This window comes from Hymenobacter antarcticus, assembly GCF_039539545.1.
Taxonomy (GTDB): domain Bacteria; phylum Bacteroidota; class Bacteroidia; order Cytophagales; family Hymenobacteraceae; genus Hymenobacter; species Hymenobacter antarcticus.
The window spans coordinates 169,153-187,745 of sequence record NZ_BAABDI010000005.1; the positions used below are offsets into that span (position 1 = coordinate 169,153).

Consider the following 18,593-nt stretch of genomic DNA (forward strand, 5'->3'; position numbering starts at 1 on the left):
CGCCGGTGCGGGGCGTCGACGGCGCAAGCTGGAAGTACAAGCGGCCAGACTTCAAAACCTTCGGCTTCCAGGTCAGCCAGCACACTTTCGAGGCCCAACGTGAGGTGTCCAGCAACGTTCTCACCAAGAAACCAGCGGGGCCGGCACTGTGCAAGAAGCCGACGCACTTCCGGCCAGAGCCAACGGTCATCTGCCGCGCCTCGGCGCTTCCCGGCATAGCTGGCGGGCTGGCAAGGGTAGCCAGCGGAAATAATGTCAACTCGGGGCGGGTGGTGGACATCGTAGATGCTCAGGTACTGGTGGGCGTGGGGAAAGTGCTTGCGGCTAACCGCGTTGCAGAACGGGTCTATCTCGCAGGTCCAGGCGGTGCGAATGCCGGCGCGCTGGGCCGCTAGGGCAAAGCCACCGATGCCGTTGCAAAGGGCTCCGTGCGTCAGGTCGGCCGGAATCATGCGGCGGCGCGGTGGTAGCGGCGGGGGTAGGCATCGAGGACAGACCGGCGGAAGCCCCAATCCTTCTCGTTGAGGCGCACGCCGGCAATGCGGCCGGAACGGCGGGCGCGTAGCAGGGCTTCCGCACAGAGTCCGATGTACTCGGCGGCGGCTTTGGTGCTCAGCACCTCGTCGGGTTTGGTGGTGGTGGCCAGAACGCGGGCTTGCTCGGCGGCTTCGAGGCGGGCCAGTCGGGCAGTAATTTCCTGCCAGTCGGCCGCGGATAGAATAACGGCGGGCTGCATGGCTATTCGGTGGCTGCGAGTTGGCGGGTGCGTTCCTCGGCCTGACGTCGCCGGGTGAATTCTGCCTCGGCTACTTCCAAAAAGGCCTCTACCACCTCGCGGCGCTGGCTCCGGCCGTGGATGGTCTGGTAAATTCCGGCCCGGCTGGCTTTGATGCCCCTGTCAGTCAGAAGTTTGAGCACGTCCTTAACTGACTGATTGCGCGGTCCTAAACGGTCATAAATGTCGCGCAATGTGGGGGTGGCGCTTGTATTATGTTCCATGTTGTTTGTAATTGTGTATATTTGTAGTGGAAATCATTGCCACTGTTGGACAAAAATACACCCACTAAAGCGTAATACTTGCGCTTTTTTACAAAACATATGGAACAAGCCAACGCTGCCAGCAGCCGAATAGAGGCCTGGCTTACCCATAAAGGCCTGAATGCCAATTCTGCATCTCAGAAGCTGGGGTATGCGAATTCCAGCAAAATGTACAAAATTTTACAAGGCACCAGCCCTGGATTTGAAACACTGGTGGAATTCCTGAAGGTGTGGCCCGACCTGTCACCGGACTGGCTACTACTCGGTAATGGGCAGATGACTCGGGGTGAAGCAACTGACGCATCCCCCCGTTCCCTATCCCTGCAACAGGTGGTTCGCGGTGATAAGGTGGTCGTGGTGACCGTGGACGACAAAGGGAAGGAAAACACCGTGCTGGTGCCCATTCCCGCACAGGCCGGGTACTCGCTGGCCCACAATGAGGCGGTTTACCTGAAGCAGTTTGGTTCCTATAAAATCCCGGGGTTTGAGCGGGGCGAGTTCCGGGCCTTCGAGGTTGCCGGTGACAGCATGGCCCCGACTATTAATCACCGGGACGTGGTGGTGGCCTCGCGGGTCGAAGAGCTGCGCTTGTTGGAGCCAGGCGAAGTATATGTGGTGGTCACGGCCGAATCGGTGATGCTTAAGCGCATCAAGAATCGGCTGCGGTCGCACGACGTCGAAGTGATGCTGTATTCGGATAACGCCCACCGACTGCCCTACGGAATGGAAACCCGCGACATCATCCAGTTGTGGCGAGTGCGGGGCTATGTCTCCAGCTACATCCCGAGTGCGCCTGATGTGACGGTGGAACGGCTGTGGGAAGTTATCGAGCAGCTGGGCTTTGACCGGGGCGAGGTGCGGCGGCATTTAATTGAAAACGCCCCCTCTGACGCCCCCCAATGAAATAAGGATGCCGCTACCCATTGGGTAAGCGGTTGATAATAGAGTGTTTACCGTGCCTTTCGGAACTGTGGTTTAGTCACCCTACGGACTACACAAAAGGCCCTCACAGCAATGTGAGGGCCTTTTTTCATTATGCGATTTGGCATTTCCGGTACAAACATCTTGTAGTTGATACGAAAAAAGGGACTTCTCCTCATCGAATCAAGACAGTAGCCGGGCCTGATGGGCGGCACTAATCAGGGCGGGGGCATTTTTCAGGGTGGCGAGCACGACTTCCTTCGCGGCCTGTTTCAATTCGTCTTTGCTGATATCGTGGGTTTCTTCGACGACCAACTCACCGATTGTCCTGAAAACGTGCAGCAGTGCTTTCCGCTTGGGCTGTTCGGCCCGTAGCTGGGCATAGGCGAGGCTGATTTGGGCGTTGATTTTCCGGTGGCGGGTACGAAACACCGATTCGTTGGCCACATGGGGCTGAATGGATTCGAGCAGCTCGACCAACGGCAGCAGCTTGGTAGCCGTGGCAATAACGGCCCCACTCAGGCGGTGGCGCCGGGTGTTTGCTGAACCAGCTTCGACTTCAGGAGTTGGAGGCGAGTTGTCGTAATGGCGGGCGTCGTCAACGAATGGTGCTTCCTCGGGAATGGATTGCGGGGAGCTGAAATGCATGCGTTGGTCTAAATATGTATTCGAAACCATCCAAGATACGCTATTGCCGGAAATTGCTGCTTACCAGAACGCCGGCAGGACCGGGATTCTTTGGCTTGACGTATTGACCAGACGCGGATTATTGCCGTATTTAATAGCTGCGGTTACGCACTCTTCTCGTTAAAGCGCCCCGGGGGATGTAGCGCGGACTTTGTAGTCCGCGCCCCGGCGCCGTTACAACCCCTAAACGGCGCTGACTCGCGGACTACAAAGTCCGCGCTACACTTTACTGCGTAACAGCAGTTAATAACAGAACCGTCCTATTAACGTAGCATCCTGACCATTTCCTGGCAATGCGGCAAATTGACTTTCCCGGCGCAAAGCACCTTCGGCTCTATGCCGCCTGGAACGATGCTGCGCTGGTGCGGGCCTTGCAGCAGGGAAATGAGGTGGCCTTTGCCGAAATCTATGCGCGCTACGGCTTGCTGCTCATTGAGCAGGCCTACCGGAAAGTGAATTCGCGCGAAGCGGCCGAAGAAATTGTGCAGGACCTGTTCACCGCCCTGTGGCACAAGCGCGCCACCGCCGATATTCAAAAGCTGCCCGAATACCTGGGCACGGCCGTGAAATACCGGGTTATCAACCTGATAAAAAGCAAGCTGACGCACGAAGGCTACCTGGCCTACTGCAGCACCCTGGCCAGCGAGGCCGACCACCGCACCGAGCACGACCTGGCCGCCGCCGACCTGGCCGGGGCCCTGCGCCGGGGCCTGGCCCACCTCTCGGGCCACACGCGGGAAGTATTTCAGCTCAGCCGCCTGGAGCACCAGACCGTGCCCCAGATTGCCGTGCGGCTCAAGCTCACGCCCAAGGCCGTGGAATACCACCTGACCAGGGCGCTGAAGTATCTGCGCGTTTCGCTCAGAGAATTTCTCGGTTTAGCCTTTTTCTTTTTATTGCAATAAATAATTGCCTGTCAACTATTTATTGCAATATAAAACCGTTTTTCAGACCTGATTCCAGTTTCTTGCTCGTCCTTTTTTAGGTTCAAGGCTAGGGTTGGACGGGCAATGGTTGACTATAGAGCCAGCACCCTTACGCAAGTACGGCCATGGACCAATCGGAATTTCGCACGCTGCTACACCGCTACCAGACCGGGAGCTGCACCGATGCGGAAAAGCGCCGCATCGAAGCCTGGTACACTGGCTTAGGGGCCGAGCGGCGGCTACAGCTTTCGCCCGATGAGCGAACGGCACTGGAAGCCACCGTGTGGCAGCGCATTGCCGACCGCACTATTCTATCCGCTGCTCCGGATGAGACTTCGCTGCTGTCGTCGCGGCCGGTAGCCGGCCGGTTTGGCTGGGCAAGCGTGGGCGTGCGCTGGGCCGCCGTGGCAGTTTTCGCGCTGGGCGCGGGGCTGGCAAGCACCTACTGGGGGCGCGGGCTGGCCAGTCGGCCAGCATCGGCACCGGCTGGGGTGGCTGAAGCCCGCTGGGTCGTTTATCGCAACAACTTGGCTCATGATACTCGGGTGGCCCTACCCGATGGCAGCGCCGTGACGCTGACCCCAGCCAGCCAGTTGAAATACCCGCGAGCATTTACCGGGGCCCGGCGCACGGTTTACCTCACGGGCGAAGCTTTTTTTGAGGTTTTTCACGATGACCACCACCCGTTTTCGGTGTATACCGAGCAGGTGGTGACCACCGTGCTGGGCACCACGTTTCGGGTGCGGGCCTACGCCGGGCAGGCCGAGGCGCAGGTGCAGGTGCGCACCGGGGCCGTGCGGGTGAGTCCGCGCACGGCCGGGGCCACCGCGTTGGCGGCTGGCGTGGTGGTGCGGCCCAACCAGCAGGCCGTGTACTCGGTGGGGCGCGGGCAGCTGCGGCGCGAGCTGGTGCCGCAGCCGGCGCTGCTGGCCCCGCAGGCTTTTGTGTTTGATGACCGGCCGGTGGCCGAGGTGCTGACCGCACTGCAAAAAGCCTACGGCATTGCCATTGAGTACGATGCGGCCGCGCTGCACCACTGCACCCTCAACCTGAGCCTGGGCCAGGAGCCGCTGTTTGAGAAGCTCGACATTATCTGCCAGACGCTGGGGGCTTCTTACGAGAAGGCCGACGGCCGCATTCTTTTTCATAGCCAACCCTGCCCGGCCGAATAGCCGGGTTCCCTTTCAGCCTCACTGCCTATGCGCTAACTGCCCACAATCGATTCCGGTACCGGCCCGGTCCGCGTTTCTGCCAAGAGCACGCGCCGGGCACCGAAGCCTGTTGACTGACACTGCTTTTATCTCACTTTTCCCACCACGTATGTTCACTTCACTACAATTCCCGCCGGTGCGGCGCCGCCCGCGCCTGGCACTTTTGCCGGGGCTGCTGCTCTGGCTGCTCTCCGGTATCAGCCCGGCCCACGCCACGGCGGCCCAGCCGGTGCTGGACCAACCCATCACGCTGCAAGCGCAGGACGAGCGCATGGCCAGCGTGCTGAGCAAGATTGAAACCCAGGCCAAGGTGCATTTTCAGTACAGCCGCCAGCTCATTGGGGCCAGCCGGCGCGTATCGGTGCATGCCGTGGGCGAGCCGCTGGCCCAGCTGCTGGATGAGCTGCTGGCTCCGCTGCACATCGACTATAAGCTGGTGAACGATGGCATTATCCTGCGGCCCGCCGTGGCTACGGCCACGCTCGCGGCCCCCGTGGATGCGACGGTGACGGGCCGCGTAGTGGACGAGAAAGGCACGGGCCTGCCCGGCGTGAACGTCGTTATCAAGGGCGGCACCGCGGGTACGCAGACCGATATGGACGGCAAATTCACGCTGAGCGTGCCCGAGAACAGTACGCTGGTATTTTCCTTCGTGGGCTACACGTCGCAGGAAGTGGCCGTGGGAACTCAAACAACTATCAACATCTCGCTGGCCCCCGATGCCAAGGCGCTGAGCGAGGTAGTGGTGGTGGGCTACGGCACCCAGCGCCGCCAGGACCTGACCGGGGCCGTGGCCCGCGTGGAAGGCACTGAAATCGTGAATCAGCCCGTGCAAACGGCCACCCAGGCGCTGCAAGGCAAGATTGCGGGCGTGCAAATCATCAGCGACGGCACGCCGAACTCGCAGCCCAAAGTGCGGATTCGGGGGACGGGCACGCTGCTGGGCGGGGCCGAGCCACTGTATGTGGTGGACGGCGTGCAAACCACCGATATCCGCAACCTGAGCAATGCCGACATCGCCACGATTGACGTGTTAAAGGATGCTTCGGCCGCCGCCATTTATGGCGTGCGCGGGGCCAACGGCGTGATTATCGTGACCACCAAGCAGGGCAAGCTGGGCAAGCCGGTGCTGAGCTACAGCGGCACGGTCGGCTTTAAAGAAGCGGCGCGCCTGGTGAAAATGGCCGACGCCGGCCAGTACACCAACTACCTGAAAGACACCTCCCCCACCACAGTAATCACCGACCCGGCCAATACCAGCTGGTACGACGAAATCCTGAAGCGCGGCACTTTCCAGAACCACAACCTGGCGGTTTCGGGCGCTTCGGAGAACGTGAAGTACTACTTCTCGGGTAACCTGCTGCAGGATGACGGCTTGCTCATCAACAACAAGTTTCAGCGGCTGACCATCCGCTCCAATACCTCGTTTGCGGTTTCAGAGAAGGTTACCATCAGCTCGCAGGCGTCGTTCAGCCACGCCGATACGCGGGATGTGAATATTGGCGCGGCTTATGGCAATGCTTACCGCGCGGCCCCGGTTATTCCGGCCAAAGTTGATGGCTTGTATGGCAATACTTCGTCGTTCGGCAACGTGGGCAACCCGGTGCTGGACATTGAGAAAAACGACAACAAATCCCTGGAAAACCGCTTGCAGGGCAACATCGGGGTTGACTTCCGGCCCATTGAGGGCCTGACGCTGCGTTCGGCCATCAACGTGGATTTGAACGCCGACAACCGCCGCGTGTATGACTACCAGTACCTCAACGACGGGGCCACGTTCATCAAGGCCGGCGGCGGCCAGCAGAACCTGCGCAGCACCCTGGCCGTGACGCAGGTGAACGGCTACCGCTACCTATGGGAGAACACGGCCACCTACCAGCGCAACTTCAACGAGAAGCACAACCTGACGCTGCTGGCCGGCACCGTGACCGAGGAAGGCCTGCGCAACCAGTTTTCGGGCAACCGCCGCGACGTGCCCGCCGACCCCGCCCTGTGGTACCTGAACACGGGCGACCCGAACTCGGCCGTGAACGACGCCGGCGCCGCCAAGGACCGCCGCCTCTCGCTGCTGGGCCGCGTCAACTACGCCTACGACAACCGCTACCTCCTCACCACCAACCTGCGCTACGACGGCACGTCGAAGTTCAACCGCGACCAGCGCTGGGGCTTCTTCCCGTCGCTGGGCCTGGGCTGGGTGCTCACGCAGGAGGAGTTTCTACGCGACAACAAAGTGCTGAGCTTCCTGAAGCTGCGGGCCAGCTACGGGCAGCTCGGCAACGACCAGATTCCGGCCGATACCTACATCCTGACGACTGATACCAACATCCCGTACGTGTTCAATGGCCGGCCGGTGCTGGGCAGTGCCATCCGGCAGATTAAGGACCGCGACGTGCGCTGGGAAACCACCACGGAGTACGACGCCGCCCTGGAATTCGGCTTCCTCGACAACCGCCTGACCGGCGAGGTGACCTACTACGACAAGCGCACCACCAACGCCCTGATTCCGGTGAACATTCCGGCCGTGTTCGGCGACTCCGATGGCCAGTACATCACCAACGCCGCCGACATTACCAACCGGGGCGTGGAAACCGCCCTGAACTGGCGGGCCGCTATCGGGGCCAGCACCGACTGGACCTACAACATCGGGGCCAACGTAACCTTCAACACCAACCGCATTGCCAACCTCAACGGCGGGCAGGCGCTGTCGGCGGTGAACATCAAGAACACCTTCGTCACGAAGTCGGACAACGGCGTGGCGGCCGGCAGCTTCTTCCTGCTCGATGCCATTGGCGTGTACCAGAGCGCCGACGAAATCACCAACTCGCCGCGCTCAACGTTCGGCACGCCCCAGGTGGGCGACCTGAAATACCGCGACCTCAACGGCGACAACGTGATTGACGGCAAGGACCGCAGCTTCTTTGGCTCGTACCAGCCACCGGTTTATTTCGGCATCAACGGCGGGCTGAATTTCCGCAACGCGGACTTCTCGTTCGTGTTTTCGGGCAACCTGAACAACAAGGTGTACAACGGCAAGAAGCAGCAGCGCACCACCAGCACCGATAACATCGAAGCCAGCTTCGCCACCGACCGCTGGACGACCAGCAACCCCTCAAACACCACCCCCGCCCGCCTCACCGACAACATGCCGGCCTCGACGTTCTTCCTGGAGTCGGGCTCCTACCTGCGCCTCACCAACCTGGTGCTGGGCTACACCCTGCCGGTGGCCGTGCTGGAGCGCGCTCACCTGGCCTCGGTGCGGGTGTTTGCCGCCGCCCAAAACGTGTTCACCGTCACCGACTACACCGGCTTCACGCCGGAGCTGCCCGGCGGCCCGCTCGATTCGGGCATCGAGCTGACCACCTATCCCACCAGCCGCACCGTGACCCTGGGGCTGAACGTCAACTTTAAATAACCTACGCCGATGAAATCCCAATTTTCCGCCCTTCCCCGCCGCGCCGGCACGGCCGCGCTGGCCTTGTCGCTGGCTTTGGTCAGCGGCTGCAAAGACTTCCTCGACGTGCCGCCGCAGGGCCAGCTCAGCGGCGACTCCATTGACCCCGGTACCGCCCAAAAACTGGTCGATGGCGTGTACAACACCATGTACCTGGGCGGCTTTGGGGCCGATGTGCACGGCCTGCAGTTCGTTATCCTCACCGATATTGCCTCCGATGATGCCGACAAGGGCAGCACGCCGCCCGACTACGGCGACGCCCTGGCCGTGGACAACCTGACCCTGACCTCGACCAACGGCAACATCGACAACTGCTGGCGGGGCTACTACCGCGCCATTTCCAGCGCCAACCAGGCCCTCGACAAAATCCCGCTCAGCACTTCTTCCGATGCGGTGAAAAACCGGCTGCTGGGCGAGGTGCGTTTCCTGCGCGGCTACTTCTATTTCAACCTGGTGCGCCTGTTTGGCGGCGTGCCCAGGCTTGACCGGGTACCCCTGCCTTCGGAAGCCAACAGCCCGCAGTTTCAGCAGCGGGCCTCGGCGGCCGACATCTACGCCCTCATCATCAGCGACCTGGAATTTGCCGCCGCCAACCTGCCGCTGAAGGGCGCCACCGACGTGGGCCGCGCCACCAAAGCCGCCGCCCAGGGCATGCTGGCCAAGGTGTATTTGTATCAGAAAAACTACCAGAAAGCCTTCGAGCTCAGCAATGAAATCGTGCAGGGCCGCTCGGGCGCTTATGGCCTGTTCAACTCCTACGCCGACATCTGGCGCACGGTGGGGGCCAACAGCAATGAGTCGCTGTTCGAGGTGCAAACCGGCATCAACGCGGCCTGCAACAACTCCGCCATTGAGCTGTACACCGTGAGCCAGGGCCCGCGCGCGGGCGGCCGGGGCGGCTGGGCCGATTTGGGCTTCGGCTTCAACAATCCCACCGCCGCCCTGGCCAGCGCCTACGAGCCCGGCGACGTGCGCCGGGCCGGCACCATCATCTTTATTCAGCCCACGGCCCCGGCCGGCCAACGCTCCACCGGCACCGTGCTCTGGGACGGTTTCCGCATCCCAAGCAAGGACTCGGTGGAGAACTTCCGCTACAGCTACAAGGCCTACCACAGCCGCACCCAGGAGCCCAACTGCGGCAACAACGACTACCTGCCCAAGAACATCCGGATACTGCGCTACGCCGAAGTGCTGCTGATTAACGCCGAAGCCGCCGCCCAGCTGGGCAACGCGGGGGCCGCCACCACGGCCCTCACCGCCGTGCGGGCCCGGGCCGGCCTCACCCCCAGGCCCGCTACCGTGGCCAACATCTGGCAGGAGCGCCGCGTGGAGCTGGCCATGGAGCACGACCGGTACTTCGACCTCGTGCGCCAGGAAAGCGTGACGGCGGGCCGCATCGTGCCCATTTTCGCCGCCCAGGGCAAGACGTTCGTGAAAGGCAAGCACGAGATTTTTCCGATTCCGCAGCCGCAGATTGACCTCAGCGGCGGGCAGCTGACGCAGAATCCGGGGTATTGATTTTTTTTACCGCAGAAGACGCAGAGGCTTCTGCGGTAAAACTGACCTTCAACTATGAGCGCCAAAATCACTCTCTTATTTCTGCTACTACCCGGCCTCCTCCAAGCCCAGCCGAAGCCCGCGCCCAAAAAAGCCCCGACCAAAACCGTCGCCTTCGACCCGCGCCAGCGCCCCCGCAACCTCACCGACGACCAGCTGCTGGACCTGGTGCAGCGCCAGACGTTCCGGTACTTCTGGGACTTTGGCCACCCGGTTTCGGGCATGGCGCGCGAGCGCAGCAACGCGGCCTACGACTACGGCAACGAAGTGGTAACCACCGGCGGCACCGGCTTCGGCATCATGGCCATCATCGTGGCCGCCGACCGCAAGTGGATAACCCGGGAGCAGGCCGCCACGCGCATCTACAAAATGGTGCGCTTTCTGGAAAAGGCCGACCAGTTCCACGGCGTATTTCCGCACTGGCTGAACGGCGCGACGGGCAAGGTCATCCGCTTCGGAGCCAAGGACGACGGGGGCGACATCGTGGAAACCTCTTTCCTGATGGAAGGCCTGATTTGCGCCCGCCAGTACTTCACGGCTGAAACCCCGGTGGAGCGCGACCTGCGCAACCACATTGGCTGGATGTGGGAAAACGTGGAGTGGAACTGGCAAACCCAGGGCGGCCAGAACGTGCTCTACTGGCACTGGAGCCCCAACAACGGCTGGAGCATGAACCACCAGATTCACGGCTGGAACGAGGGCCTGATAACCTACGTGCTGGCCGCATCGTCGCCGAAATACGCCATCGACCGGCCGGTGTATGACCAGGGCTGGGCCGTGGGGCCGGAGTTCAAAAACGGCCGGGAATACTATGGCATCAAGCTGCCGCTGGGACCGGATTTGGGCGGACCATTATTCTTCACGCACTACTCCTTCCTGGGCCTGAACCCCCACGGCCTCAAGGACCCGCACGCTGACTACTGGCAGCAAAACCAGAACCACACGCTCATCAATTACGCCTACTGCGTCGATAACCCCAGGAAATTCAAGGGCTACGGCCCCAACTCCTGGGGCCTCACCGCTTCGGACAGCTACCAGGGCTACGCCGCCCACAACCCCAGGGAGGATTTGAGCGTGATTTCGCCCACCGCCGCGCTCTCGGCCTTTCCCTACACGCCGGAGCAGTCGATGCGCGCCCTCAAGCACTTCTACTTCGACTTGGGTGATAAAATCTGGGGCGAATACGGTTTTGTCGACGGCTTCAGCGAGCAGCAAAACTGGTACGCCAAATCCTACCTCGCCATCGACCAGGGGCCGATTGTGGGCATGATTGAGAACTACCGCACCGGGCTGCTGTGGAAGCTGTTCATGAGCTCGCCCGATGTGCGGCGCGGGCTGGGGAAATTGGGGTTTGAGAGCGCGGCGGTGAAGAAGTAAGGCTATGATGAACGAACGGTGCTTGCGTCAACCTCATCCCCTGACCCCCTCTCCAAAAAAGAGGGGGCACCAGTTTTGCGGAAATAATAATCGTCAGGCTCCCCTCTTTTTTGGAGAGGGGCCGGGGGTGAGGTTGACGCGGACGAGATGCTTCGCGGTGCTCTGCCTGACGTTCTTATTGTTCAGCCCCACTATCCAAGCCCAAACCCCGCGCCCCACCTACTGCAACCCGCTCAACCTCGACTACGGCTACACGCCCATCCCCGAATTTGCCGCCGCCGGCCGGCACCGCGCCACCGCCGACCCGGTTATCACCCGCTACAAGGGCGACTACTACCTGTTCTCCACCAACCAGTGGGGCTACTGGTGGAGTCCTGATTTGAGCAGCTGGAAATTCATTTCCCACTCCTTTCTGCGGCCCGAGCATAAGGTGTATGACGACCTGTGCGCCCCGGCCGTGTTCGTGCTCGGCGATACGCTGCTGGTGTATGGCTCGACGCACAACAAGGACTTCCCCATCTGGATGAGCACCAACCCCAAAGCCAACAAATGGAAGGAAGCCGTGCATAACTTCCAGATTGGGGCCTGGGACCCCGCCTTTTTCCTCGACACCGACGGGAAGCTCTATCTCTACTGGGGCAGCAGCAACGAGCTACCGCTCTACGGCCAGCAAATCAGCCGCAAAACCTTCCAGCCCATCGGCGAAGCGAAACCGCTGTTCGGGCTCAATGACCAGCAGTTTGGCTGGCAGCGTTTTGGTGAATACTTGGATAATACCTTCCTCGACCCGTTTATGGAGGGGGCGTGGATGACCAGGTACAACGGTAAGTATTACCTGCAATACGGCGCGCCGGGCACCGAATTCAGCGGCTATGCCGACGGCGTGCAGGTGGCCGATAAGCCGCTGGGGCCCTTCACGCCGCAGCCGCACAACCCGTTTGCCTACAAGCCCGGCGGCTTCGCGCGGGGCGCGGGCCACGGCAACACTTTTCAGGATGCCTGGACCAATTGGTGGCACGTCTCCACGCTGGTGGTTTCCGCCAAAAACAACTTCGAGCGCCGCCTGGGCCTGTGGCCCGCCGGCTTTGATGCCGAGGGCACGCTCTATACCAACACCACCTTCGGCGACTATCCGCACTACCTGCCTACCGGCCCCGCCAATCACCTCAAGACCCAATTCACGGGCTGGATGCTGCTCAACTACCAGCGCCCGGTGCGGGTGTCGAGCACCCTCGGCGGCTACCTGCCCAACTACGCTGTCGATGAAAATATCAAAACCTACTGGAGCGCCGCCACCGCCAACCCCGGCGAATACCTCCAGACCGACCTCGGCAGCGTGAGCACCGTGCGCGCCATCCAAATCAACTATGCCGACCAGGACGCCGGCTACCTGGGCAAAAAGCCCGGCATCTACCACCAGTACCAGCTGCTCAGCTCACTCGACGGCAAGCGGTGGAAGGTGCTGGTCGACAAAAGCCGGAACCGCACCGACGTGCCCCACGACTACATTGCCCTGCCCGCCCCGGTAAAAACGCGCTACTTAAAGCTGGTAAACCTGCACATGCCCACCGGCAAATTCGCCATCAGCGGCCTGCGGGTCTTCGGCCTGGGCAGCGGCACCAAACCCCTGCCCGTACAAGGGTTTGTGGTGCTGCGCACGGAAAAAGACAAGCGCAGCGCCTGGCTAAAGTGGGCTCCCGACGACAAAGCCTACGCCTACAACATCTACACCGGCCTGGCCCCGACCAAGCTGTATTCCTGCATCATGGTGCACGGAGCCAACGAGTATTACTTCAAAGGCATGGACAAAGACCGGCCGTATTATTTCACCATCGAAGCCATCAACGAAAACGGCGTATCGACCCGCACGCCGGTGGCACTGGCCAGGTAATTTTTTTCGCACGGAGTTAAAGGAGGAAAATGGCGTTTCACCGAGTGAAATCCTGCCTCCGTCAAACTCCTTTTTCCTCCCTGTAACTCCGTGCGAAACGATATTCGCGCCAACTTCCAACTCTTTCCATGAAACGAATTATTCTCGCCGCCCTCGCCTTCACCCTCACCGCGCAGGCCCAGCAAAAGCCCGGCGACCCCAAAATGAAGCCCTACATCGACGGGCTGATGGCCAGGATGACGCCGGAGGAAAAAATCGGGCAGCTGAACCTGGTGTCCGTCGGCTTCGACGTGACCGGGCCGGTGGTGAGCAAGGACGTGGATGCCAACATCCGCAAGGGCCTGGTGGGCGGCGTGTTCAACACCTACACGCCCATTGCCGTGCGCAAGCTCCAGGAAATGGCCCTGAAGGAGTCGCGGCTGCACATTCCGCTCATGTTTGGGTACGATGTTATTCACGGGCACCGCACCATTTTCCCGATTCCGCTGGGGCTTTCGGCCAGCTGGGATTTGAAAGCCATTGAGCAGAGCGCCCGCATCGCGGCCGAAGAATCCACGGCCGATGGGCTCGATTGGGTGTTTTCGCCCATGGTCGACATTGCCCGCGATGCCCGCTGGGGCCGCATTTCCGAAGGGGCGGGCGAAGACCCCTACCTCGGCTCCCAGATTGCGCGGGCCATGGTGCGCGGCTACCAGGGCCCCACCAACGACCTCACCAACTCCACCAGCGTGATGGCCTGCCTCAAGCACTTCGCCCTCTACGGGGCCGCCGAGGCCGGCCGCGACTACAACACCACCGACATGAGCCGCCAGCGCATGTACAACGAATATATGCCGCCCTACAAAGCGGCCATCGACGCCGGCGTGGGCTCGGTCATGTCCTCCTTCAACGACATCAACGGCACGCCCGCCACCGCCAACAAGTGGCTGATGACCGACCTGCTGCGCAAGCAGTGGGGCTACCAGGGCTTCGTGGTGACGGACTATACGGCCATCAACGAGATGATGGAGCACGGCCTGGGCACCGAAACCCAGGTGTCGGCCCTGGCCCTGAACGCGGGCATCGACCAGGACATGGTGGGCGAGGTTTTCCTCAAGCACGCGGCCGAGAACCTCAAATCGGGAGCCGTGAGCAAGGCCCAGCTCGATGCCGCCTGCCGCCGCATTCTGGAGGCCAAGTACAAGCTCGGCCTCTTCCAGGACCCCTACCGCAAGGTGAGCCAGGAGCGCGCCGCCAGCACCCTGATGAAGCCCGAATTCATTGCCGCCGCCCGCGACATTGCCCGCAAGAGCCTGGTGCTGCTGAAGAATGAGCGCAGCGCCCTGCCCCTGAAGAAAACCGGCAGCATCGCCCTCATCGGGCCACTGGCCAACCGCCAGCGCGACGTGATTGGCAGCTGGAGCGGGGCCGGCGACTGGAAGCAGGCCGTGTCGGTAGAGCAGGGCCTGCGCGCCGCCGCGCCCAGCCTGAAAATCACCTACGCCAAGGGGGCCAATATTGCCGATGACGCCCAGATGCTGGAGCGCCTGAACGCCCACGGCGGCGACCTGGACCTGGACAAACGCGCATCGGAGGACATGATACGCGAAGCCGTGCAGGTGGCCCAGGCTGCCGATGTGGTGGTGGCCGTGGTGGGCGAGAGCCAGGGCATGACCGGCGAGGCCGCCAGCCGCGCCGACATTGGCCTGCCCGGCCAGCAGCTGGCCCTGCTCAAGGCCCTGAAAGCCACCGGCAAGCCGCTGGTACTGGTACTGATGAACGGCCGCCCCCTGGCCCTGCCCTGGGAAAACCAGAACGCCGACGCCATCCTCGAAACGTGGTTTGCGGGCACCCAGGCCGGCAATGCCATCGCCGACGTGCTGTTTGGCGACTACAATCCCTCGGGGAAAATCACGGCTACTTTCCCGGTGGCCGTGGGGCAGGTGCCCATCTACTACAACCACAAAAACACCGGCCGGCCCTACGCCGGCGTGAAGCTCGACAAGTACAAGTCGCGCTACCTCGACGTGCCCAACGAGCCGCTCTATCCCTTCGGCTTCGGCCTCAGCTACACCACCTTCACCTATGGCAAGCCCACGCTCAGCAAAGCCACCATCGGCCCCGCCGAAACGCTGACCGTGAGCGTAACCGTGCAGAACACCGGCAGCGCGGACGGTGAGGAAGTGGCCCAGCTGTACCTGCGCGATATGGTGGGCTCCAGCTCCCGCCCGGTTTCGGAGCTGAAGGGCTTTCAGAAAATCATGCTCAAAAAGGGCGAGAGCAAAACCCTCACCTTCCGCCTTGCGCCGGATGCGCTGAAGTTCTACAACAACGACCTGAAGTTCGCGGCCGAGCCCGGCGATTTTCAGGTGCTGGTGGGCGGCAACTCCCGCGACGTGCAGATGGCGGCGTTCAGGCTGGCGGCGCAATAACTACTCGCCCCTCCCGAAATACGCGGCTCGCGCGCGCCGGAGACACGTGCCGGCCGCGGGGCCGCCTTAAAGAGTACGACTTTGAAAGAGCCATTTTCCCTACTCCACCCGTTTCACCCGCACATAATCCAGCATGGCCTGGTTCACTTCGCCGTTCATGTTCTGGTTGGCGGGCTCGTAGGCGAGGGTGAGGGGATGAGTGCCTTTTTCGAGACGCACGAGGATGGGGTTCGAGAAGCCCCAGTTGCTCCATTCTTCCACGCCGCGCTGGGGCAGCACCACGGTGCCCAGCAGCGCGGGGCCGCGCCGCAGGGTGCGGAAGGCGCATTTGTTGTTCGTATTAATGGGACCATTGCCGTTGGCGTAGCGGAAATCGACTGCGTATAGGCCGGTTTCGGGCACGGTGACGGGGATGGTGAGGGACTTGTTGAGCGTGGGCGTGATTTCGACGAAGCCCTTACCGGAGTAGCCTTTGTAGGCCTGCGTGGCTTTGGGAGCCAGGGTTTCGAGCTGCACCGGGGCTACGGCAACCACCCCAGTTTCGAGGGGCTCACTGGCGAAGGACTCACGACCAGCCTCGTCCACGGCAACTACTTGGTAGGCGGCGAAAGGGCCGGCGGGCACGTCGAAGCCAAGCGTGACCGTGCTGGTGAGCAGGGCCGCGTTTTTCAGCACTTTGTAGCTTTTCGCGCCTGCAAGCGCATTCCAGGTGAGGCGTTGAGCGGCGAAAGTGACGGCAGGCGTTTCGGGCGCTACGGCATTGGGCACGCGGTTCACGGGCTGGGCGGCGGGCGCGGCACTACTGAGTGTGATGCTCACCTTGTGCCGCCCACTGAGGCCGGCCGGAATAGCGGCATCGGGCAGGGGTTGGCCATCGAGGGTGATGCTGGCAATCTGGTTGCCGAAGCCGCTCATGTCCACATCGAGCACGGCCTTGCGATACCTGAAGCCCGTGAGGCGGCGCTGGCCCGCAAACGCCTGCGGCACGAAGGGCCGGAACACCAGCCGCTCGCCCTGGTACTGCATCCCAAACAGCACCTTATACACCAACCCCAGGCTGCCCGACAGGCTCCAGAGCATGTTGGAGGAGTTGATTTGGGTGCCGGCGAAGTCGCCGTTGCGGGCCACGAAGTTTTCCTTGTTGGTGAGGAACAGCGCGGCCGGCCGGTAGATGGCCGCCATGCTCTCGGTGAGCGAGGCTTCGTTGCCGGCCTGCGCGGCAGCCAGCGCCCAGAAGCTTTGCACGAAGGGCCACACGGCATCATTGTGGTAGGCCGGAATGCCCGGAATCTGGGGGTAGATGCAGGAAATGCCGTAGGGCGTGGTGGGCGTGCGGGCTAGCACGCGCTGCGCCCGCTCGCCCTCGGCCACGCCGAACAGCACGCACAGCGCCTCGCCCAGCGCCTCGGCCCTGGGCGAGAGCGTGAGGGCCGTGCGGCCGTAGAGGTACTGGCCGTAGTAGCCCTTTTCCTCCTGCCACAAGTGCCGGTTGATGCCGGCTTTGATGGTTTCGGCCTGGCGCTTGTGCTGGGCCGCCGTGCCGGGGTCGCCGAGCTTGGCGGCCATCTGGGCCAGCACGATGTTGGCCTGGTAATGCACGGCGTTGGTGCCCAGGGTTTCGCTCTGGTAGATATCGGCCGGCTGCATCCAGCGCGGGTAGGTTTGCTCGCGCCAGTCCAGGAACGACGACTCGCCGCGCACCAGGCCGGTGGCGGGGTCGTAGGCATTCTGGCGGTCGTCGGCAATGCTCTGCCGGATGATGGGATACACCTTGCGCAGCCAGGCCTCGTCGCCGGTGGCCTGGTAGATTTCCCAGGCCGCCGTGGCCCAGACAATGCGGTCCGTCGAGCACGGGTACGCCCCGCCCGTGCCGGTGTCCTGAATGATGCGGCCGTCGGCACTCACCTTGCGCATGAGGCTGTTCATGGCCACTTTGGGCTGGAGCGAAGCCTGCGCCAGAATGATGCTGTAGCTCACGTCGCGGGTCCAGACGCCGGCCCACTCCTTCCCAGTACGGAAGGTGCTGTCGGGCTCCACGGCGCGGCGGGCTTCCTCCAGGGCCAGGTTGTAGAGGGCATCGGCCAGCGGATAGTCGGAGCTGTACTGGGGGAAATCGTCGGTGTTGATGGTCTTTTTCCAGCTCGCGGCGGTGGTTTTGGCGGCGGCGGGCTGGTTCAGCGTCAGCGTCGCTTCGTAGATGCCATCGCCGTTGGCATCGGTCATTTCCAGCTCGGGCTTGTTGGTCAGGTTGTCGAAATCCCAGCTTAGCGGGGCCGTGCCGCCGGCAATATAGACGTGCTTGAAATCCTGCTGATACAGCTTGTCGCCCTTAAAAGTGGTGTAGAACCCCTGCTTCTTGAACGCCGCCAGCACCGGCCGCATATCGAGCCGGATGCGGACCGGCGTGTTCGGGGCCAGGTACATATCGGCCGACGCGGGCGTAGTATCCACATACCGCTGGCCAAACACGATGGGCGGCGTTTCCACGGCCCCACCGCCCGCCCGGGGCACGGCCATGAGCAGGTGGTTGAGGCCGGCCGCCATCTCATTATCCTTGCCGTTGATGCTGAACTTGAACTCCACCTGCGGGCTCTGGCGGTCATTCACCGGGCTTTGATAATTGGAAACCAGCTCGGTGGCCGAGAGGGCGCGGGCCTCGTGCCTGCCCTGCACCACGCGGTCGGGGTAGAGCGTGTAGGCGTCGGATTGCCAGATGGGCTTCATCACATCGGGGACCACGGCAGTGGCAACAGTGGTGGGCTTCGTGGTCTGGCAGGCAGGCAGCAGGCCAAGAGTAAGCAGGAAAGCAGCGGAAAGCGAGCGGGAGTTCATCGGGAGCAATGGCCGGCGGAAGTAGCGCGGGAGTGCAAATTACGGCGTTTACGGGCGAGCGAGTTGGCAGCAGAAACGTGCGTAGCCGTAGGCGCCAGCAGCCTCAGTGGCCTTTCACTGCTGACATTATCCTCACCACCCGGTTCCAACTGTTGAACGATGCCATTTAATACCTGCTGTTACGCACGCTCCTTGTTAAAGCGCCTCGGGGGATGTAGCGCGGACTTTGTAGTCCGCGAGTCTGCGCCGCTACAACCACTACACGGCGCAGACTCGCGGACTACAAAGTCC

Annotated in this window: 12 protein-coding genes and 1 pseudogene; 8 read left to right on the top strand and 5 right to left on the bottom strand. The window is 62.1% G+C overall.

The genetic code is table 11. The features are described 5' to 3' along the window. Positions 1 to 23: 23 nt before the first annotated feature. The 3 genes and pseudogenes from ABD819_RS21485 to ABD819_RS06150 all read right to left on the bottom strand — a co-directional run. Positions 24 to 452: pseudogene (locus tag ABD819_RS21485) on the bottom strand (DNA cytosine methyltransferase); the annotation flags it as partial. After that, positions 449 to 736 (bottom strand): DNA-binding protein, encoded by a 288-nt coding sequence (locus tag ABD819_RS06145; protein WP_345122119.1) that lies wholly within the window; start codon positions 734 to 736, stop codon positions 449 to 451. The pseudogene ABD819_RS21485 and the gene ABD819_RS06145, both read right to left, overlap by 4 nt. Before the next feature lie 2 nt (positions 737 to 738). Next, positions 739 to 999, bottom strand: coding sequence for a hypothetical protein (locus ABD819_RS06150; protein WP_345122121.1), 261 nt, complete (start codon positions 997 to 999; stop codon positions 739 to 741). Positions 1,000 to 1,098: 99 nt separating this feature from the next. Between ABD819_RS06150 and ABD819_RS06155 the strand changes: the two genes are divergently transcribed. Then, positions 1,099 to 1,941, top strand: a complete 843-nt coding sequence (locus ABD819_RS06155) for a S24 family peptidase (protein ID WP_345122123.1) — start codon at positions 1,099 to 1,101, stop codon at positions 1,939 to 1,941. 201 nt (positions 1,942 to 2,142) lie between these two features. Here the strand turns inward: ABD819_RS06155 and ABD819_RS06160 are convergent, their stop codons facing one another. Then, positions 2,143 to 2,607: a hypothetical protein gene (locus ABD819_RS06160; RefSeq protein ID WP_345122125.1), complete on the bottom strand. Its 465-nt coding sequence runs from the start codon at positions 2,605 to 2,607 to the stop codon at positions 2,143 to 2,145. A 332-nt stretch (positions 2,608 to 2,939) separates the two neighbouring features. Here ABD819_RS06160 and ABD819_RS06165 point away from each other — a divergent pair, with 332 nt between their 5' ends. The 7 genes from ABD819_RS06165 (at position 2,940) to bglX (ending at position 15,470) form a co-directional block, all read left to right on the top strand. Then, positions 2,940 to 3,551, top strand: a complete 612-nt coding sequence (locus ABD819_RS06165; RefSeq protein WP_345122127.1) for an RNA polymerase sigma factor — start codon at positions 2,940 to 2,942, stop codon at positions 3,549 to 3,551. Positions 3,552 to 3,697: 146 nt separating this feature from the next. Further along, positions 3,698 to 4,744: a FecR family protein gene (locus ABD819_RS06170; RefSeq protein WP_345122129.1), complete on the top strand. Its 1,047-nt coding sequence runs from the start codon at positions 3,698 to 3,700 to the stop codon at positions 4,742 to 4,744. Between the two features lie 148 nt (positions 4,745 to 4,892). Continuing rightward, positions 4,893 to 8,195 (top strand): TonB-dependent receptor, encoded by a 3,303-nt coding sequence (locus ABD819_RS06175; protein WP_345122131.1) that lies wholly within the window; start codon positions 4,893 to 4,895, stop codon positions 8,193 to 8,195. A gap of 9 nt (positions 8,196 to 8,204) precedes the next feature. Further along, positions 8,205 to 9,752 carry a RagB/SusD family nutrient uptake outer membrane protein gene (locus tag ABD819_RS06180; protein WP_345122133.1) on the top strand — a complete coding sequence of 516 codons (1,548 nt, stop codon included), beginning with the start codon at positions 8,205 to 8,207 and terminating at the stop codon, positions 9,750 to 9,752. Positions 9,753 to 9,806: 54 nt separating this feature from the next. Next, on the top strand, positions 9,807 to 11,168 hold the full coding sequence (locus tag ABD819_RS06185) for a glucoamylase family protein (RefSeq protein ID WP_345122135.1): 1,362 nt from the start codon (positions 9,807 to 9,809) through the stop codon (positions 11,166 to 11,168). 178 nt (positions 11,169 to 11,346) lie between these two features. Beyond that, positions 11,347 to 13,059, top strand: a complete 1,713-nt coding sequence (locus ABD819_RS06190; RefSeq protein WP_345122137.1) for a family 43 glycosylhydrolase — start codon at positions 11,347 to 11,349, stop codon at positions 13,057 to 13,059. A gap of 128 nt (positions 13,060 to 13,187) precedes the next feature. Then, positions 13,188 to 15,470 carry a beta-glucosidase BglX gene (gene bglX / locus ABD819_RS06195; RefSeq protein WP_345122139.1) on the top strand — a complete coding sequence of 761 codons (2,283 nt, stop codon included), beginning with the start codon at positions 13,188 to 13,190 and terminating at the stop codon, positions 15,468 to 15,470. A gap of 99 nt (positions 15,471 to 15,569) precedes the next feature. On the opposite strand, the gene ABD819_RS06200 is transcribed toward bglX, so the two are convergent. Beyond that, positions 15,570 to 18,302: an MGH1-like glycoside hydrolase domain-containing protein gene (locus tag ABD819_RS06200; protein WP_345122141.1), complete on the bottom strand. Its 2,733-nt coding sequence runs from the start codon at positions 18,300 to 18,302 to the stop codon at positions 15,570 to 15,572. Between the last annotated feature and the right edge of the window lie 291 nt (positions 18,303 to 18,593).